Source organism: Achromobacter sp. ACM02, from assembly GCF_014851605.1.
GTDB lineage: Bacteria > Pseudomonadota > Gammaproteobacteria > Burkholderiales > Burkholderiaceae_B > Achromobacter > Achromobacter aegrifaciens.
In genome coordinates this window covers 1-18,102 of sequence record NZ_JACUZY010000015.1, presented here as the reverse complement: position 1 = coordinate 18,102, position 18,102 = coordinate 1, and the positions used below count along the sequence as shown (strand labels likewise).

Sequence of the window (18,102 nt, the reverse complement as noted above, 5' to 3'; positions counted from 1 at the left end):
GGATACAAAAACAGAAGGAAAGAGGATTTAATTATGGCCACCAAGAAACCCAAGGGATTGGGCCGCGGACTGGACGCCTTGCTCGGCGCCGACGCGCCAGCCATCGAGAACATCGGCAAGGCTGCTGCCGCCGCCAAGCCCGAGGGTCCGCCGTCCACCTTGCCCGTCTCGAAGATGCGCGCCGGCAAGTATCAGCCGCGCACGCGCATGGACGAGGGCGCTTTGGGCGAACTGGCCGAATCGATCCGCACACAAGGCATCATGCAACCCATTCTTGTGCGCGCACTGGGCGAAGCCGCGCCCGGCCACTATGAGATCATCGCCGGCGAACGGCGCTTCCGCGCTGCGCAGATTGCGGGCCTGAAGGAAGTGCCGGTGCTGGTGCGTGAAGTGGCCGACGAGAACGCGGCCGTCATGGCGTTGATTGAAAACATCCAGCGCGAAGACCTGAATCCGCTGGAAGAAGCGCAGGGCGTGCGCCGGCTGCTGGATGAATTCGGCCTGACGCATGAGCAGGCCGCGCAAGCAATCGGCCGTTCGCGTTCGGCCACCAGCAACCTGTTGCGCCTCTTGAACCTGGCGGCGGCCGTGCAGACCATGCTGCTGGCGGGCGACGTGGACATGGGCCATGCCCGCGCGCTGCTCGCCGTTGATGCGGCCACGCAGATCCAGCTGGCCAATCAAATCATCGCGCGTCGCCTGTCGGTGCGTGAAGCCGAAAAGCTGGTCGCCAAGACCGCCAAGGAAACCGAGTCGTCCGCCGCGCCCAAGAAGAAGGCCAACGGCGTGTCGCGCGACCTGACCCGCCTGGAAGAGGCGCTGTCCGACCATCTGGGTACGCGCGTCGCGCTGAAAGTGGGCGCCAAGGAAAAGGGCCAGATCGTCATCGACTTCCATGGCTGGGAACACCTGAATTCCCTGCTCGAGCGCCAGGGCCTGTCCGGGGTAGTGGATGCCTGAGCGCGCGCTGCCTGTCATCGCGGTACTGGCGACGGGCGGCACGATCGCCGGCGCCCAGGCTGACGCGACCTCCGCCGGCTATAAGGCAGGCTCGTTTTCCGTCGATGACTTGCTGGCCGCCGTGCCGCAACTGGCGAACATCGCCGAGATCCGCGCCGAGCAGGTCGCCAACGTTGGCAGCCAGAACATGACGCACGCCGTGTGGCGCGCGCTGGCGGAGCGCGTGGATGCGCTGAGCCGCGACGCCTCGGTGGCGGGCATCGTCATCACGCATGGCACGGATACGCTGGAAGAAACGGCGTACTTCCTGAGCCTGGTGATACGCCACGACCAGCCCGTAGTGATGGTGGGCGCCATGCGTCCGGCCACCGCGCTGGGCGCCGAAGGCCCGGCCAATCTGTACAACGCGGTGGCGCTGGCGCGCCATCCCGAGGCGCGTGGCCGCGGGCCGCTTGTCGTCATGAACGAAGATGTGCACTACGCCCGCGAAATCCAGAAGATCGCCAGCGCCGGCCTCTGCGCGTTCGCGTCGCCCAATCGCGGCCGCGCCGGAGTCATGCACGGCGGTGTTCCATGCTTCTATTCGCGCAACACCACGACGCATACCACTGAAAGCGAGTTTTCACTCGCATTGCTGGAAAAGGCCCGCTGGCCCCGCGTGGATGTTGTCTATGCCCATGCCAACCTGCAGGGCGATCTGATCGATTTTCTGGCCGATGCCGCCGATGGCATCGTGCTGGCCGGCGTCGGCGACGGCAACGCTACGGATCTGGCCATTGAAAGCCTGAGCCGCGCCGCGGCCAACGGCGTGGCGGTCGTGCGGTCCAGCCGCACGGGCAGCGGGTTCGTGGCGCGCGACGTCGAACTCGATGACGCCCGTCTGGGGTTTGTTGCCGCGCGCGACCTGAACCCCCAGAAAGCCCGCATCCTGCTGATGCTGGGCCTATCCGTCACGCGCGATCCGGCAGCCCTGCAGGATCTGTTCGACCGCTATTGATGCGCGGCGGCTGGGCCGCCGCATCGCCTTGCTGAGCCAGCCCCAGGCTGGTCTTGAGCATGTCGTAGACCTGTCGTGTCAGCGGATTTATCAGGTCAGGCCTTATCCACAGGAAGTACGTCACGTCGGGCAAGGGCGGCAATCCTTCCTTTTCACCCAACACGCGCATTTCCGGCCCCAGCAGCTCCACGCTGCGCGCAGTGACGCCCAAGCCGGCGCGCAGCGCGGCCTTTATCCCCACCAGCGTCGGCGCCACATAGTTGGTGTGCCAGCGCACGCGCGCCTGTTCCAGCGCCGTGAGCGCCAGCCGGCGGAAGATGCTGGGTTCGTCGGCAAGCACCAGCGGCACTGGCGCATGCATGTCGTGCACGTAGTCGGCCGAAGCCAGCCACACTGTGGGCGAAGTGCGCAGCGCCACGCCCTCGAAGTCCTGGTCGAAGCGCGTGGATATCGTCAGGTCGAGCTCCCCGGCGCGCAGAGCGTCCATCAGGAAGGGACTGCGGTCGGTGCGAATTTCCAGTTTCACGCGCGGCGCCGAGCGCGCGATGTGCGTCAGCAGCGTGGGCAGGATCGAGTCCGCCACGTCCAGCGGCGCGCCCAGCTTCAGGTCGCCTTCCAACGGCCCGTCCTGCAGGGCGCGCAGCGCCTCATCGTTGATGGCCAGCATGTGGCGGGCATATTCCACCAGACGCCGCCCATGCGACGAAAGCACCTTGTTGCGGCCCTGCTTTTCGAACAAGGGCTGGCCGATAAGGGATTCCAGCCGCTGCATCTGTTGCGTCACGGCGGACTGTGTCTTGTGCAGGCGGTTGGCGGCTTCCGAAAAGGTGTCGTGCCGGGCGATGGCCGTCAGCGTGCGGAGCAGGTCCAGATCCAGGTTGCGCATGGGTGTGTAGAAAGTATTAGCGACGCTAATGGAATCTTAAGGCAATTTAAATTGTTCCACGCCAGCAGGGGGGATACATTCAATGGCATAACTCATGAAAATAGGGAAAACGTAAAGTGAGCAACGCACATCCTCACCAAGCCGGCATCGCTAACGCCATCGGAAATATTAAAAAAACTGTAGGAAATAAGGGGCTGAACCGCGACAGTCTCCAGGCCGTACTCGACGAGTTGATCGGCTTGGCCGGCCACACCGACTGGTGGGCAGCCGACCGCTATCCCGCGCCGGAAGACGGCGAACGCCAGGCCCGCTACCTGATCGCCGAGGACGCCGACAAAAGCTACGCGCTCTATCTGAACGTCATGCGTCCCGGCAAGCAGATCGTTCCACACAACCACACGACCTGGGCCTGTATCGCGGCCGTGGAAGGCGTGGAATACAACTACGTCTATGACCGCAGCGACGACGGCTCCGTGCCCGGCGTGGGCCGGCTCGAAAAGACCGGCACCGTGGTGGTTGGCCCCGGCACCGGCATCGCGCTGATGCCGGACGATATCCACGCCGTGGAAATCCAGGGCGACAGCGTCATCCGCCACCTGCACATGTACGGCCGCGCACTGGAAACGCTGACCGAACGCCTGGCGTTCGACCTGCAAGCCGGCACCTGCAAAGTCATGCCGATCGGCGTGCAGACGCGCCGCTGATCATGGACAAGCCCTATCGGTCCGCCACGCGCCTCCTGCGCGCCGGCCGCCCTCATCGCGGCTGGGTCAATACGCCCGTCACGCGCGCCAGCACCTACGTCTTCGATAGTGTGCAGGCCTGGCGCGAAACGCGCAGCCGCCGCGACCAGGAACGCCTGCCGTCCTACGGCGCGCGCGGCACCGATAGCACGCACGCGCTCGAAGACGCGTTGGTCGAGCTGGAAGAAGGCTATCGCGCCAAGCTGTATCCCACCGGCCAGGCCGCCATCGCCACCGTGCTGCTGGCTTACTTGCGCGCCGGGGACCACGTACTGATCACGGATGCGGTGTACGAGCCCGTGCGCCGCTTCTGCGCGGAACATCTGGCGCGGCTGGGCATCGCGTATACGTACTACCAACCCGACGGCACGGGCATCGAAGCGCTCATCCGTCCTCAAACCCGCATGATCTACGCGGAGTCGCCGGGCTCGCTGACTTATGAGATGCCAGATCTGCCGGCGTTGGCCGCTTTGGCCCGCGCGCATGATTGCTGGCTGGCTGTGGATAACACCTGGGCCTCCGGATTGCTGCATCAACCCCTGACATTGGGCGCCGACATTTCGATCCTGGCGGCCACCAAGTATCTGGGCGGACATGCCGATGTGATGATGGGCGCGGTGATCTCCAATGCGCGGGCCTGGAATGCGCTGGAGCGCGCCACCGTGGATCTGGGGCAGACCGTTGGCGCCGATGACGCCTATCTGGTGTTGCGCGGCATGCGCACGCTGCCTTTGCGCATGGCGCAGCACGCCCGCAGCGCCTTGCGTGTGGCGGACTTTCTGTTGAGCCGTCCGGAAGTGGCGCGTGTCCTGTGTCCGGCCTTGCCCGGCGATCCTTCCCACGCGTTGTGGCAGCGCGATTGCACCGGCGCGAATGGCCTCCTGACGGTGGAGTTCGCCGGCGCGGTCGGCGTCGACGCCGTCGAGCGACTTATCAACAGCCTGCAGCTATTCGGCATCGGCGCATCGTGGGGCGGTTTCGAAAGCCTCGTGATACCGGTGAATCTTGCCGCGGCGCGGTCTTTGCCGGATCCCGAGCCGCGCGGCGCCATGCTGCGCCTGCATGTGGGCCTGGAGGACCCCGACGACCTCATCGCCGACCTGAAACAAGCGCTATCCCGACTTTCTCCGTCTTCGCTGAACACCATGATGCACCCCACTCAAGACCCGTCCGCCATCGACATCGATCCGCACACGCTCAAGCAATGGCTGCATGATGGCGCTGAAATCGCGCTGCTGGACGTGCGCGAGCATGGCCAGTATGGCGAGGGCCATCTGTTCTACGCCGCGCCCGTGCCCTACAGCCGGCTGGAAGTGGATATCGTGCGCCTGGCGCCGCGGCGCGATGTGCGCATCGCGCTCTACGACAACGGCGGCGCCGATGACACGGCGGCGCGCGCCGCGCAGGCCCTGACAGCGCTTGGGTACTGCAATGTCCATCGCCTGAGCGGCGGCATCGCGCAATGGCAGCGCGACGGCTATGCCGTCTTCGCGGGCGTGAACGTGCCCAGCAAAACCTTCGGCGAACTGGCCGAAGAAGTTTTCCACACCCCGCGTATCGGCGCGCGCGACCTGGCCGAACGCCAGCGCCGCGGCGACGACCTGATCGTGCTGGACGGCAGGCCTTATGCGGAATACCAGAAGATGAGCATCCCGGGCGGCATCTGCTGCCCCAACGGGGAACTGGCGCTGCGCGCCCACACGCTGGCGAGCAATCCGCAGACCACCATTGTGGTGAACTGCGCCGGCCGCACACGCAGCATCATCGGGGCGCAGACGCTGATCAACCTGGGCGTGCCCAATCCTGTCTACGCGCTGGAGAACGGCACGCAAGGCTGGTACCTCGAGGATCTGCAGCTTGAACACGGCGCGCGCCGCCGCTACGACGATGGCGTTGCACCACAAGACCTGCCCGCGCTGGCACAGCGTTCCGCGCGACTGGCCGAAAGCCATGGCGTGCCTACGGTGAGTGCGCAAGCGGTGCAAGCATGGTTGCGCGACAAGAACCGCAGCACCTTCCTGTGCGATGTGCGCAGCGCCGAAGAGCACGCCCAAGGTTCGCTGCCCGGTGCGCAGCACACGCCTGGCGGCCAGTTGATCCAGGCCACCGACCAGTACCTGGCCGTGCGCGGCGCGCGCATCGTCGTGTTCGATGCCGAAGGCGTGCGCGCGCCGGTGGTCGCCAGCTGGCTGCGGCAGATGGGCTGGGACGCCAGCGTGCTGCGCGAAGGCGTGCAGGCGCATTTGGACAACCCTGTGGAAAAGGCGCTGGCGCCGCAATTGCCCTTGCTGGATGATGCGCAGCTTGCAGCCGCGCGCGCGCAGGGCGCGCAGCTGATCGATCTTCGTCCCAGCATGCGCTATCGCGCCAGCCATATTGCAGGCGCGCGCTGGTCCATTCGCCCGCGTCTCGCCAGCCTGCCCCTGGACGCCACGCGTCCGGTAGTGTTGCTGGCCGAGGATGCGGCCCTGGCCGCCTGGGCCGCGCAGGACTTGCGGGCGCTGGGAGTGAACGACATCCATGCCAACACCGGAGATCCCTCTGGCTGGGCCGCGCAGGGCATCGCACTGGCGTCCACGCCGGCCGAGCCCGCCGACGCCGACTGCATCGACTATCTGTTTTTTGTGCATGACCGCCACGACGGCAACAAGGCCGCCGCGCGCCAGTACCTGGCCTGGGAGACCAATCTGGTCAAGCAGATCGACGAACGCGAACTGGCGGGCTACCGCTTTCCGGCCCGCTGACACCGGAGCCGCCGCGCTCGCCTGATCCGGCCTCGCGGCACAGCAGACGCATCAATCCGAAAAGTACGCCCCGGCCTGCACGGCCGGGGTGCGGACGGTTCATGCCGAACCGGAATGCAAAGGACGGCCGAGTATCCGGCCGCCAATCACAAGGGGAACTCAGATGAAGCACCATGCATCGCACATACGCAAGGCCGCTGCCGCGGCGCTGGCCGGTTTGCTGTGGGGGACCGTCGTCCACGCCGAGGCGCCCGCGCCTCTACCCGACTATCCCAGGCAGGCCATCACGGTCGTGTCGCCGTTTCCTCCGGGGGGCGGTAATGACGGCGTCGCACGCCTGATCGCGCAGGAACTGGGCGCCATCACGGGCCAGAGTGTGGTGGTGGAAAACCGCTCGGGCGCGGGCGGCAACGTCGGCACGGCGCAGGTGGCGCGCGCCAAGCCCGATGGCTATACCCTGGTGATGTCGCAGACCAGCGTCATGGCCGTCAATCCGCGCCTGTACAAGAACGTGGGCTTTGATCCCGTCAAGGACTTCACGCCCATCTCGCAGATCACTTCCGCGCCGCTGGTGCTGGTGGCGCGCAGCGAGGGCCCGTACCGCACGCTGAACGACTATCTGGACGCCGCGCGCAAGCAGCCCGGCGTGGTCACCTATGCGACGCCCGGCAACGGCACCATGAGCCATCTGATGGGCGCGCTGCTGTCGCAGAAGGCCGATGTGAAACTGGTGCATGTGCCGTATCGCGGTGCAGCGCCCGCCATCACCGATCTCATGGGAGGCACGGTGGACATGTTGATAACTTCACCGGCCTCGGCCGAACCCATGGTCGCCGCCGGCAAGCTGCGCATCCTGGCGCTCAGCCACGAGAACAGCATCGGCATCTTCAAGGGGGCGCCCACACTCAAGCAGGCAGGCATGGAGGGCATTACCGCCGATGACTGGTACGGACTGTTCGCGCCCGCCGGCACCCCGCCCGAGCGCGTCGCCTACCTGGCGCAAGCAGTGGGGCAGGCGATGAAATCGCCCGCCGTGATCGCCAAGATCAACAGCGGCGGCAGCTGGGCGGTGGGCAGCCAGCCCGCCGCATTCAAGACGCGGCTGCAGGAAGACACCGTGTACTGGGCCGACATGGTGAAAACTGCGGGCGTGTCGCTGGACTGACGCGTGGCCGACGCTTGCGCTACACCGCCAGGATTTTGCCGACGGCGGATTTCAAGGCGGCGTAGGCGGGCGACTTCTGCGCGCTGGTGTTGGTGACCAGATGGTCGATGCGGTCCGCGCTGCAGTACGACACGCGGCTGCACAGGCCGATCTTGCTGAAGTCGGCCAGCAGCACCAGCTGCTTGGCGCTTGCCGCCATGGCGCGCGCGACTTCGGCTTCGCGCAGGTCATAATTGGTGGCGCCGAATTCGGCGTCCACGCCTACCGGAGACAGCAGCGCCAAGTCCGCGCGATACCGGTGGATCTCGGCGATCGTGATGTCGCCGGCCGTGGCGCATACCGGGCCGCCCACGGAGCCGCCCAGCATGATGAGCTGGTTCGCGCCATTGCCGGCCGCGCCTACCTTCAAGGCCACGTCGAACGAGTTGGTGATGACGGTCAGGCCCGACAGCTTGGCCAGTTCGTCGGCCAGCACGCTGGTGGTGCTGCCGGCGTCCAGGAACAGGGTCTGTCCGTTGGATACCAGCCCCGCGGCCGCGCGCGCGATGGCGCGCTTGTATTTGACGCGCGTATGCACGCGTTCCGCGATGGGCGGCTCGCTGTGCACCGGCACGGCGCCGCCGTGCACCCGGCGTAATTCGCCCATGGCCTCCAGTTCCAGCAGGTCACGCCTGACTGTTTCCCTCGACACCCCTAGTTCGCCGACGATACGGTCGGTCGATACCTGCTGCAATGAAGACAGCAGGGCGCGGATTCTCTGATACCGCTCTTCTTGCCACATGTCCGATGTTTCCTAATCTATGTCCGGCGCCGCGCGGCTGCGGCGATCAGCGCGCGCAATGCCAGCAGGGAGCCCCCCACGACCAGCATGATAAGGGTTGAATAGGCGGCAGCCTGCGAGACGAACCCCGCTTCGTCCAGGCGCAGGACGGAAACGGGCGCCACGCTCACGGATGGCGTGACCAGGAAGATCACCGCTGACAGCGTCACCATGGACCGCATGAACAGGAAGAAGAACACGCCGAGCACGGTCGGGCCGATCAGCGGCAGCACCGCGTCGCGCAGCACCCGCAGCGTGCCGCCGCCCAGGCAGCTGACCGCCTCCTCCAGCGCCTGCGGCACGGCGCGCATGCCGGTCATCATCGTCAGGAAACCCTGCGTGTGGTAGTGGTAGAAGTTGCACAAGGCGATCAGCGCGGCGCTGCCATACAGCGCATACAGCGGCGTGCCGGGGGCGTTGAAGGCGAAGATGTACGACAAGCCCAGCACCAGGCCAGGAACTCCCACCGGCAGCACCGAGACCAGGTACACCAGCTTGGCCCACGCGCGTGGAATGCGGCACACCCCGAAGCTCAGGAAGAACAGCAGCAGCACGCCGCCGCCTGCCGCCGCCAGCGAAAGGTACAAGGACGTCCAGAGCGGCGTGTAGCCGCCGCTGACCGTGATGTCGTAATGCTTCAGCGTCCATTCCATGCGATAGGGCCATAGCCGCATGAAGCTGGCGAAGATCACCGTGGCCACGGTCAGGATGATGGTGCCGCTGGCCAGCAGCACGCCGGCGGTGAACGCCGCATCGCGTCCGCGAGCCGGCTGCGGCGTGACCCGCAATCCGCTGGGCGAGGCCGAGCCGAACTGGCGCTGCGAGGCGACGCGTTCGATCTGCACCGAAATCAGTGAGGGCAGCAACAGCAGGATGCCGACCACCGAGCCCATGCCGAAGTTCATCTGCCCGGACACCTGGCTGTAGATCTCCGTGGCCAGCACCCGGTAGTTGCCGCCGATCACGGCGGCGTTGCCGAAGTCGGTAATGGTGATGACGAACACCACGAAAGCTGCGCTCAGCAGGCCGAACTTGCAGTTGGGCAGCGTGATGTCGAAGAACTGGCGCGAGCCGGACGCGCCCATGACTTCGGCCGCGTCGTAGTAGCGCGCGTCCATGTTGCGCAGGGCCGCCTGCAGGATCAGCACGGCCTGGGGCAGGGCGTAGAACACGTTGGAGATCAACAGACCCCAGAAGCCGTAGATATCGATCTCCCAGCCCGTCCAGCGGTGTACCAGCCCGTTGCGGCCCAGCAGGAAAATGAGTCCCAGGCCCTGCACCAGCGAAGGCGCCAGCAGCGGCAGCACCAGCGCCAGCCGCACGGCGGCCTTGCCGCGCATGCAGCTGCGATCCAGGCCATAGGCGATGGCAAAGCCCAGCCCGACGCTCACCACCGTGGTGGCGGTGCTCATGACCAGGCTGTTGAGCGTGGCGGTGAGCACGCCGCGCGTGGCGAAGACCTCGGCATAGTTGCCCAGGCCGACCGAGCCGTCTTTCTCGACCAGGCTGCGCCACGCCACGGTCGCCAGCGGATAGAGGAAGAACAGCGCCAGGCCGGCAAGTGGGATGCCGACGCAGCTCCACAGCAGCACGCGGTCGGCGGACCAGGGGGCGCGGCCGGTTGGCGCCGCGATGGCCGGGCTGGCGTGGGCGGCGCTCAAGCGGCGGCTCCGGTTTGCGTGGCGCGATCCGTCATACGCTGACCCAGGCGCAATGGCCCGGCTCCATGTCCAGCCGTACGGGGGCGCCGCGCGACAGGCCGGCGGCGCCATGTTGCTCCACCAGCAGTTCGCGTCCCTGCCAGGCGATGCGCAGGCGGGTGAGGTTGCCCATGAACGTCATGTCCTGCACGCGGCCAGGCCCGCGATCGTCCGCGGCGATGCGCAGGTTCTCGGGCCGCAGGCAGGCCTCGTAGCGCTCGCTGGCTCCCTCGGGCCGCGTCGCCAGCAGCTGGGGCATGGCCTCGCGTACCCAGTCGGTGGGCAGCAGATTGCTCAGGCCCACGAAGTTCGCCACGAAACGGGTGCGCGGGCGCAGGTACAGATCTGACGGCGAGCCTACCTGTTCGATGCGGCCGTCGTTCATGCACACGATCTTGTCGGCCAGCGTCAGCGCTTCCTCCTGATCGTGCGTCACCATTACCGTGGGGATCTTCAGGCGCCGCTGCACGTCGTGGATTTCGGCGCGCATGTCGGTGCGTACGCGCGCGTCCAGCGCGGACAGCGGTTCGTCCAGCAGGATCAGCGCCGGATCCACCGCCAGCGCGCGCGCCAGCGCAACGCGCTGCTGCTGGCCGCCGGACAGCTGGTGCGGATAGCGTTCGGCATGCTCGGGCAGCTTGATCAGCGCCAGCAGTTCCTTCACGCGCGCGCCGATGCGTTCGCGCGATTCGCCGCGGATGCGCAGGCCGTAACCCACGTTCTGCGCCACCGTCATGTTGGGGAACAGGGAATACGACTGGAACACGATGCCGAAGCCGCGCTTGCGCGCCGGCAGCGCGCTCAGGTCGCGCCCGCCCAGCGTGATGGTGCCGCGGTCAAAGGGCAGCAGGCCCGCCACGATGCGCAGCAAGGTGGTCTTGCCGCAGCCGCTGGGGCCGAGCAGGCAGACGAATTCATGTTCGCCCACGGACAGGTCGATGTCTTGCAGCGCTACCGACGCATCGAACGTCTTGCGGATTCCGCGCAATTCCAGATACATGGCGTCTCCAGGACAGGCGGCAGCCGGCTGTGCGCCGGCCGCGGCACCGTCAACGCTTGATGGTTTCCTGCCAGGTCTTGATGGTGGCGTCCCGTTCCGCGGCGGACTTGGGGAAGTCCACGGGGTACAGCACGGCGGTCAGGTCCTTGGGCAGGCCGGCGGCTTCGGCGGCCTTGTTGGGCGTGGCGCCGGGGATGGTCACCAGTTCCTTGTACTTGCTGTACAGGCCGCCCGCCTGCGCCGATAGCGTCCAATCGAGGAAACGTTTGGCGTCGGTGGGATTCTTGGCCGTTTTCATCAGACCCGAGGCTTCCAGCTCGTAACCCACCCATTTGGACGGAATCACCATCTTGATGGGGAATCCTTCCTCTATGGATTGCATGGCGGGAAAGGCGAAGGACACGCCGATGGCGTACTCGCCGGCGCGCGCCATCTTGCAGGGGCGCGAGCCCGACGGCGTGTACTGCGCCACGTTCTTGTCCAGGTCCTTGAGCAGCGCCCAGCCTTTCTCCTTGCCCATGCCCTGCAGCAGCGCGACGATCTGCAGATAGCCGGTGCCCGAGGCCGCGGGGCTGGGGATAACTATTTCGCCCTTGTAGACGGGCTTGGTCAGGTCTTCCCAGGAGGTCGGCATGGGCAGGTTCTTGGACTTGAGCCTGTCCGTGTTCACACAGAATGCGGCCACGTAGCCAGTGGCTGCGAACCACTTCTGGTCGGCGCCCTTGTACTGCGCGGGCAGGGCGTCCATGCCTTTGGCCGCGTACGGCTCCAGCAGGTTCTGCAGGCGCGGATCCAGCATGTTGCTGACGGCGAACCCCCAGATCACGTCCTGCTGCGGGTTGGAAGCCTCGGCGATCAGGCGCGCGCCCAGATCGCCGGTGGACAGCCGCAGCACGTTGACCTTCACGTCCGGCATGGCGGCGTTGGCGGCTTTCAGGTAGGCCGCGATTTCGTCTTCTTCGAGGGCGGTGTAGACGGTGATGGCGCCGGCGTGAGCCTGCGTCCAACCTAGGGAAATTACTGCAACCACAAGGCTAAGCTTCTTCATACATTGCATGATGGGACTCCGGTTGGAATACACGGCAACGGTGGCGAGCTACGTAGTTGGACAGCCTTCTGCAACAAATCCGGCAAGTTGCAGTTTTATGTATGTTTGCAAATTTGTGGCAACGTGTCTAGACTGGAAAAACCAGTATTCAAGGGTTTTTTTGGCGTAGGCGCATCCTCCCGCGCCACGCCTGGAGCTCATCGATGCAAACTTCACCGCCGTTATCCGCGCAGCAGCTGGCCGCGTACTCCTCGTTCGCCCAAACGCTGGCGGACCGCGTGCGTCCCTTGTCGCGCAAGTGGTTCCGGCATCCGCTGGACGTGGACACCAAGGCGGACGAAAGCCCGGTCACGCAGGCTGACTGCGAAGTCGAGGCTGCCCTGCGCGAGGCCATCGCCCAGCACTATCCCGAGCACGGCATTTTTGGTGAGGAGTTCGGCGCTTCGCATGCCGAAGCCGAATTCGTGTGGTCGCTGGATCCCATCGACGGCACGCGCGCCTTCATTTCCGGCAACCCGCTGTGGGGCACGCTGCTGGCGCTGCTGCATCGGGGCAAGCCCGTGCTCGGGGTGATCGACATACCCATGCTGGATGAGCGCTGGGTCGGTGCGGCAGGCGCGGCCGCGCAGTTGAATGGCGCCGCCTGTCGCGCCAGCGCTTGCGCCGAACTGCGCCAGGCCATTCTGTACGCCACCTCGCCCGACATCTTTGCCGGCGCGGAACTGGCCGCCTTCGAGGCGCTGACGCAGGCCGCGCGCATGCGCCGCTACGGCGGCGATTGCTACAGCTACGGCCTCCTGGCCAGCGGACACGTCGACCTGGTGGTCGAGTCCGGCCTGCAGCCGTATGACTATCTGGCGCTGATGCCCGTGATCGAAGGGGCGGGCGGCGTCATTACCGATTGGTCGGGGCAGCCGCTCAGTCTCGAATCGCAGGGCCGCGTCGTCGCGGCCGCCACGCCGCAGCTGCATCGCCAGGCGATGCGGGTGCTGGGGGCGGCCATGACCTGAACGCCGCGCCGCCCGCCCGCAGTCCAACGCAACGCTTCAGTCACAAGGTGAAAGAGCATGCATGCACTAGGGGTAGCAACGGTGGAAGACGCGGAGCGGCTGGTGCAAGCCAGCCAGCTCTCGCACATCAAGGTAGGCTTGTCCGACGTCGATGGCGTCATGCTGGGCAAATACCTGCGGCGCGACAAGTTTTTGGGCGCGCTGCGCTCGGGGCTGGCGTTTTGCGACGTGGTGTTCGGCTGGGATCTGGACGACCAGCTGTACGACAACACCAAGTACACGGGTTGGCACACGGCCTATCCCGATGCCAAGCTCAGGATCATCCCCCAAAGCGGCCGCAGGCTGCCGCTGGAGCAGGGGCCGGGCGGCGAAGACATGCTGCTGTTCCTGGCGGAATTCGAAGGCGACGCGGGCGCCATCTGTCCGCGGCGCCTGTTGCACCGGACGCTGGACCGGGCCGCCAGCATGGGCTATGACGTCTATGCGGCGCTGGAGTACGAGTTCTTCATGTTCCGCGAAACGCCGCATTCCGTGCGCGCCAAGAACTACCGCAACATGGAGAACTGGACGCCGGGAAATTTCGGCTACTCGGTGCTGCGCAGCACGGTCGAGGGCGACTTCTACCGCAAGCTGCTGGACATGTGCGAACGCATGGACATGCCCATCGAAGGCCTGCACACCGAAACGGGGCCCGGCGTGCTGGAAGCGGCACTGGCGGTGGACCTGGCCGCGGCCGCGGGCGACAAGGCCTTTCTCTTCAAGACCTTCACCAAGGCGCTGGCGCAGCAGAACGGGCTGATGGCGACCTTCATGGCGAAATGGTCGCATGATCATCCCGGCCAGAGCGGCCACATCCATCTGTCGCTGCGCGATCACAAGACCAACCGCTCCGCCTTCTACGACGAATCCCGGCCGCATGGCATGAGCGCGACGCAAGCCTCCTTCATGGCCGGCGTACAGCGCTACCTGCCGGAATTCATGGCCCTGTATGCGCAGACCATCAACAGCTATTCGCGCCTGGTGCCCGGATACTGGGCGCCGCTGGATGCCACCTGGGGCATGGAAAACCGTACCACCGCGCTGCGGCTGATTCCAGGCAGCGACAAATCGCAGCGCGTCGAGGTGCGCATCGGATCAGCCGACGCCAATCCTTACCTGGCCTTGTCCGCCGCCCTGGCTTCGGGCCTGTATGGCATCGAACAGGGCCTGGAACCCGAGCCGATGGTGCAGGGCAATGCCTACACGCAGCAGTTTCCAGCGCATCTGCGCCTGCCCACCACGCTGTGGGAATCCGCGCAGCGGCTGCGCGAATCCGAGGCCGCGCGGCATCTGTTCGGCGATGCCTTCGTCGAACACTACGCCGCCACGCGCGAATGGGAAGAACGGCAGTTCCGCCGCCACGTGACCGATTGGGAACTGGCGCGCTACTTCGAAATCATCTGAATCCAAACCACATCGCTTGCGCAGGGCAGACATGACCCAGGAACTCATTACCATCAGTCCCATCGACGGGCGCGAGGTCGTGCGCCGACCCTATGCCAGCGAGGCGCAGATCGCGCAGGCACTCGCTGACGCCCAAGCCGCGCAGGGCGCGTGGCAGGCGCTGGGCGTGCAGGAGCGGGGGCGCATCGTGTCCGCGGCCGTCGACCGCTTCGTTGCCGCCAAGGAAGAGATCGCGCGCGCCATCACCATCCAGATGGGACGGCCATTGCGCTACACGCCGGGCGAAGTGGCAGGCTTCGAGGCGCGCGCCCGTCACATGATCGCCATCGCGGGCGAGGCGCTGGCGCCCATCCAGGTACCGGAGCAAACCGGTTTCACACGCTTCATCAGCCGCGAGCCGATAGGTGTCGCGTTGACCATCGCGCCGTGGAACTACCCCTTGCTGACGGCCGTGAACAGCATCGTGCCCGCTCTGATGGCGGGCAATACGGTCATCCTCAAGCATTCCGACCAGACGCCCTTGTGCGCGGAATTTATCGAACGCGCGTTCCGCGAGGTCGGGGCGCCCAAAGGCGTATTCCAGTATCTGCATGCCAACCACGACATCGTGCACCGGCTGATCCGCGCGCCGGAGGTCGGCTACGTGTCGTTCACCGGGTCCGTGCGCGGAGGGCATGCGGTCGAGGAAAGCGCGGCGGGGCGCTTTATCGGCATGGGCCTGGAGCTAGGCGGCAATGATCCGGCCTATGTGCGGGCCGACGCCAAGATCGAACACGCGGTCGAAACCCTGGTGGACGGCGCGTACTTCAATTCGGGCCAGTCCTGCTGCGGCATCCAGCGCATCTACGTGGCGCGCACCAGATACGATGAATTCGTCGATCGCGCCGTTGAGTTGACGCGCGGCTATGTCCTGGGGAATCCGCTGCACGCCGACACTACCTTGGGTCCGGTCGTGCGCGCCAAGGCCGCCGCCGAGATCCGGGCCATCATCGACGAAGCGGTTTCGGCGGGCGCCAGGAATATGATTGATAGCTCGCATTTCAAGGAAGCGAGCATAGGCTCGCCTTATGTCGCGCCGGCGTTGCTCACGCAGGTCGATCACCGCATGCGCATCATGAGCGATGAATGCTTCGGGCCGGCCGTCGGAATCATGGCGGTAGACAGCGACGAGGAAGCCATCGGTCTGATGAACGACAGTCCCTATGGCCTGACGGCGGCGGCATTCACGCAGGACGAGGAAGCGGCCTTGCATATCGGTCGCCAGGTCCGCACGGGAACCTTTTTCATGAACCGCTGCGATTACCTGGATCCCGCGCTGGCCTGGACCGGCGTCAAGAATTCCGGCCGCGGCGTGTCCCTGTCGGTTGTTGGCTACGAACAGCTCACGCAAGCCAAATCCTTTCATCTGCGCAGCGTCTGACACGGCGCCATCAGGAAACCAACCATGACCTTGCCCAGCGTTAATTGGAACTATCCCACGGCCATCAAGGCCGGCCCTGGCCGCATCAAGGAATTGCCGGCGCTGTGCCGCGGGCTGGGCATGGCGCGGCCATTGCTTGTGACGGATCCCGGGCTGGCCGCCTTGCCCATGGTCGCGGGCGCCGTGCAGGGCTGCCGTGACGCCGGCCTGGAGTGCGGCCTGTTCCACGAAATCAAAGGCAACCCCACGGGCCGCAACGTCGACGACGGCGTGCGTGCTTACAAGCAGGGCGGCCACGACGGCGTGATCGCATTCGGCGGAGGTTCTGCGCTGGACGCGGCCAAAGCCATTGCGTTGATGGCGGGCCAGACGCGGCCGCTATGGGATTTCGAGGACATCGGCGACAACTACTTGCGCGTCGACGTGGCCGGCATGGCGCCGGTGGTGGCGGTGCCGACCACTGCGGGCACCGGTTCCGAAGTCGGGCGCGCCTCCGTCATCACCGACGAGGCCGCTGAAGTAAAGCGCATCATCTTCCATGCGCGCATGCTGCCCTCGGTCGTGATCCTGGACCCTGAACTGACGGTAGGCCTGCCGCCAAAGATCACGGCGGCGACGGGCATGGACGCGCTGTCGCACAATCTGGAGGCCTACTGTTCGCCGTTCTTCCATCCCATGGCGGCGGGCATCGCGATCGAAGGCATGCGCCTGGTGAAGGAGTACCTGCCGCAGGCGGTCGCCCATGGCGATGACCAGCAGGCGCGCCTGCAGATGCTGGTGGCGTCCAGCATGGGCGCGACGGCATTCCAGCGCGGGCTGGGCGCCATGCATGCGCTGGCGCACCCGCTGGGCGCGCTGTACGACGCGCATCACGGCATGCTCAACGCCATCCTCATGCCGTATGTGCTGAAAGCCAACGAACACGCGGTGGCGCCGCGGCTGCAGGCCTTGGCGCGCTATCTGGATCTGCCGGATTCCGGCCCTGGCGCGGTGCTGGACTGGGTGTTGCGCCTGCGCGAAACCGTGGGCATTCCGCATACCCTGGCCGAAATCGGCATCGACGAGGCTCAGGCCGAACGAATAGGGCGCATGGCGGCCGAGGATCCTTCGGCCGGCACCAACCCCGTCAACTACACGCCCGAGCAGTATTCCGATCTTTTCCGTGCAGCAATTCGCGGAAACCTGTAAGCTTCGCCCCCTCTGCGCGGAAACGCTGCGGTGGTTGAAGAAGAATTTTGAATATTTCGTCCGAAGCGTTTGACAGCGGATTTGAAAGTGTTCATAATCTCGAATTCTCCTCTGGAGGAGTGCCCGAGTGGTTAAAGGGGGCAGACTGTAAATCTGTTGGCCTTGCGCCTACGTTGGTTCGAATCCAACCTCCTCCACCAGAGACCCATTCCTAAATCCAGGCGCGGTTTGCCTGGATTTACAATGTGAAGCTCAGAAAGCTGAGCAGCCTTCGCAAAGAAGGTTGTAAGGTTTTCCAGGGCTTCGGATTGAAAAGGTTTGGGAAAGAGAAGGTGAAAGGGTATGCCGCGGGTGTAGCTCAATGGTAGAGCAGAAGCCTTCCAAGCTTACGACGAGGGTTCGATTCCCTTCACCCGCTCCAAGATTTATTTGCCCATGTGGCTCAGTGGTAGAGCACTCCCTTGGTAAGGGAGAGGTCGCGCGTTCGATCCGCGCCATGGGCACCACTAATTCCTCTTTTCTTCAGTCAGAAGCGCAATCCAGGTCAGGAGTCAGCCATGGCAAAAGGCAAGTTTGAACGTACCAAGCCGCACGTGAACGTGGGTACGATTGGTCACGTTGACCACGGCAAAACGACGTTGACGGCGGCCATCACGACCGTTCTGTCGAACAAGTTCGGCGGCGAAGCCAAGGGCTACGACCAGATCGACGCGACTCCTGAAGAAAAGGCTCGCGGCATCACGATCAACACGGCTCACGTCGAGTACGAAACGGAAGCGCGTCACTACGCGCACGTTGACTGCCCGGGCCACGCTGACTATGTGAAGAACATGATCACGGGCGCCGCCCAGATGGACGGCGCGATCCTGGTCGTGTCGGCCGCTGACGGCCCGATGCCGCAAACCCGCGAACACATCCTGCTGTCGCGCCAGGTTGGCGTGCCGTACATCATCGTCTTCCTGAACAAGGCTGACATGG

The 18,102-nt window shown here is 65.4% G+C and carries 15 protein-coding genes, 3 tRNA genes and 1 pseudogene; 14 read left to right on the top strand and 5 right to left on the bottom strand.

Annotated features, from left to right (window positions below):
• The first annotated feature begins 33 nt into the window (after positions 1-33).
• On the top strand, positions 34-960 hold the full coding sequence (locus IB258_RS29510) for a ParB/RepB/Spo0J family partition protein (RefSeq protein ID WP_054455848.1): 927 nt from the start codon (positions 34-36) through the stop codon (positions 958-960).
• Positions 953-1,957, top strand: a complete 1,005-nt coding sequence (locus tag IB258_RS29505; protein WP_192353568.1) for an asparaginase — start codon at positions 953-955, stop codon at positions 1,955-1,957. The genes IB258_RS29510 and IB258_RS29505 overlap by 8 nt, the downstream gene beginning before the upstream one ends.
• Here the strand turns inward: IB258_RS29505 and IB258_RS29500 are convergent.
• Positions 1,911-2,843, bottom strand: a complete 933-nt coding sequence (locus IB258_RS29500) for a LysR substrate-binding domain-containing protein (protein WP_054455850.1) — start codon at positions 2,841-2,843, stop codon at positions 1,911-1,913. The genes IB258_RS29505 and IB258_RS29500 overlap by 47 nt on opposite strands.
• A gap of 116 nt (positions 2,844-2,959) precedes the next feature.
• Here IB258_RS29500 and IB258_RS29495 point away from each other — a divergent pair, with 116 nt between their 5' ends.
• The 4 genes and pseudogenes from IB258_RS29495 to IB258_RS29480 all read left to right on the top strand — a co-directional run bounded on the left by IB258_RS29495 (position 2,960) and on the right by IB258_RS29480 (position 7,495).
• On the top strand, positions 2,960-3,547 hold the full coding sequence (locus IB258_RS29495) for a cysteine dioxygenase family protein (protein WP_119449761.1): 588 nt from the start codon (positions 2,960-2,962) through the stop codon (positions 3,545-3,547).
• 2 nt (positions 3,548-3,549) lie between these two features.
• Positions 3,550-4,695: pseudogene (gene metC, locus IB258_RS29490) on the top strand (cystathionine beta-lyase); the annotation flags it as partial.
• Positions 4,696-4,731: 36 nt separating this feature from the next.
• Entirely contained in the window at positions 4,732-6,330 is a 1,599-nt protein-coding gene (locus IB258_RS29485; protein ID WP_192353576.1) for a rhodanese-like domain-containing protein, read from the top strand.
• A gap of 163 nt (positions 6,331-6,493) precedes the next feature.
• Positions 6,494-7,495, top strand: coding sequence for a tripartite tricarboxylate transporter substrate binding protein (locus tag IB258_RS29480; RefSeq protein WP_125470756.1), 1,002 nt, complete (start codon positions 6,494-6,496; stop codon positions 7,493-7,495).
• Between the two features lie 19 nt (positions 7,496-7,514).
• Here the strand turns inward: IB258_RS29480 and IB258_RS29475 are convergent, their stop codons facing one another.
• The 4 genes from IB258_RS29475 to IB258_RS29460 are packed head-to-tail and all read right to left on the bottom strand — an operon-like array spanning position 7,515 to position 12,072.
• A complete protein-coding gene (locus IB258_RS29475; protein ID WP_192353567.1) occupies positions 7,515-8,276 on the bottom strand; it encodes a DeoR/GlpR family DNA-binding transcription regulator in 762 nt (253 codons plus the stop codon).
• Positions 8,277-8,293: 17 nt separating this feature from the next.
• Positions 8,294-9,976 (bottom strand): ABC transporter permease subunit, encoded by a 1,683-nt coding sequence (locus tag IB258_RS29470; RefSeq protein WP_119449759.1) that lies wholly within the window; start codon positions 9,974-9,976, stop codon positions 8,294-8,296.
• A gap of 31 nt (positions 9,977-10,007) precedes the next feature.
• Positions 10,008-11,015 (bottom strand): ABC transporter ATP-binding protein, encoded by a 1,008-nt coding sequence (locus IB258_RS29465; protein ID WP_192353566.1) that lies wholly within the window; start codon positions 11,013-11,015, stop codon positions 10,008-10,010.
• Positions 11,016-11,064: 49 nt separating this feature from the next.
• The gene (locus tag IB258_RS29460) at positions 11,065-12,072 is read right to left on the bottom strand and encodes an ABC transporter substrate-binding protein (protein WP_119449757.1); all 1,008 of its coding nucleotides are present in this window, start codon (positions 12,070-12,072) and stop codon (positions 11,065-11,067) included.
• 194 nt (positions 12,073-12,266) lie between these two features.
• Between IB258_RS29460 and hisN the strand changes: the two genes are divergently transcribed.
• From hisN to IB258_RS29420, 8 genes are all read left to right on the top strand, one after another.
• A complete protein-coding gene (gene hisN, locus IB258_RS29455) occupies positions 12,267-13,073 on the top strand; it encodes a histidinol-phosphatase (protein WP_192353565.1) in 807 nt (268 codons plus the stop codon).
• Between the two features lie 57 nt (positions 13,074-13,130).
• Positions 13,131-14,516, top strand: coding sequence for a glutamine synthetase family protein (locus IB258_RS29450; RefSeq protein WP_192353564.1), 1,386 nt, complete (start codon positions 13,131-13,133; stop codon positions 14,514-14,516).
• A gap of 31 nt (positions 14,517-14,547) precedes the next feature.
• On the top strand, positions 14,548-15,936 hold the full coding sequence (locus IB258_RS29445) for an aldehyde dehydrogenase family protein (protein ID WP_125470759.1): 1,389 nt from the start codon (positions 14,548-14,550) through the stop codon (positions 15,934-15,936).
• 24 nt (positions 15,937-15,960) lie between these two features.
• Positions 15,961-17,124 carry an iron-containing alcohol dehydrogenase gene (locus IB258_RS29440; RefSeq protein ID WP_192353563.1) on the top strand — a complete coding sequence of 388 codons (1,164 nt, stop codon included), beginning with the start codon at positions 15,961-15,963 and terminating at the stop codon, positions 17,122-17,124.
• 113 nt (positions 17,125-17,237) lie between these two features.
• Positions 17,238-17,324: transfer RNA gene (locus IB258_RS29435), tRNA-Tyr, on the top strand.
• 147 nt (positions 17,325-17,471) lie between these two features.
• Positions 17,472-17,545 (top strand) — tRNA-Gly (locus IB258_RS29430).
• A gap of 10 nt (positions 17,546-17,555) precedes the next feature.
• Positions 17,556-17,630, top strand: a tRNA-Thr gene (locus IB258_RS29425).
• 51 nt (positions 17,631-17,681) lie between these two features.
• Positions 17,682-18,102 (top strand): GTP-binding protein (locus IB258_RS29420; protein WP_192330729.1); only part of this gene is annotated, 421 nt, incomplete at its 3' end.

Bases quoted from the DNA above. Each gene is read 5' to 3' on its own strand.
- IB258_RS29505 (WP_192353568.1), top strand. From the start codon at position 953: ATGCCTGAGCGCGCGCTGCCTGTCATCGCGGTACTGGCGACGGGCGGC.
- IB258_RS29500 (WP_054455850.1), bottom strand. From the start codon at position 2,843: ATGCGCAACCTGGATCTGGACCTGCTCCGCACGCTGACGGCCATCGCC.
- IB258_RS29465 (WP_192353566.1), bottom strand. From the start codon at position 11,015: ATGTATCTGGAATTGCGCGGAATCCGCAAGACGTTCGATGCGTCGGTA.
- IB258_RS29460 (WP_119449757.1), bottom strand. From the start codon at position 12,072: ATGCAATGTATGAAGAAGCTTAGCCTTGTGGTTGCAGTAATTTCCCTA.
- IB258_RS29485 (WP_192353576.1), top strand. From the start codon at position 4,732: ATGATGCACCCCACTCAAGACCCGTCCGCCATCGACATCGATCCGCAC.
- hisN (WP_192353565.1), top strand. From the start codon at position 12,267: ATGCAAACTTCACCGCCGTTATCCGCGCAGCAGCTGGCCGCGTACTCC.
- IB258_RS29450 (WP_192353564.1), top strand. From the start codon at position 13,131: ATGCATGCACTAGGGGTAGCAACGGTGGAAGACGCGGAGCGGCTGGTG.
- IB258_RS29510 (WP_054455848.1), top strand. From the start codon at position 34: ATGGCCACCAAGAAACCCAAGGGATTGGGCCGCGGACTGGACGCCTTG.
- IB258_RS29480 (WP_125470756.1), top strand. From the start codon at position 6,494: ATGAAGCACCATGCATCGCACATACGCAAGGCCGCTGCCGCGGCGCTG.
- IB258_RS29445 (WP_125470759.1), top strand. From the start codon at position 14,548: ATGACCCAGGAACTCATTACCATCAGTCCCATCGACGGGCGCGAGGTC.
- IB258_RS29475 (WP_192353567.1), bottom strand. From the start codon at position 8,276: ATGTGGCAAGAAGAGCGGTATCAGAGAATCCGCGCCCTGCTGTCTTCA.
- IB258_RS29440 (WP_192353563.1), top strand. From the start codon at position 15,961: ATGACCTTGCCCAGCGTTAATTGGAACTATCCCACGGCCATCAAGGCC.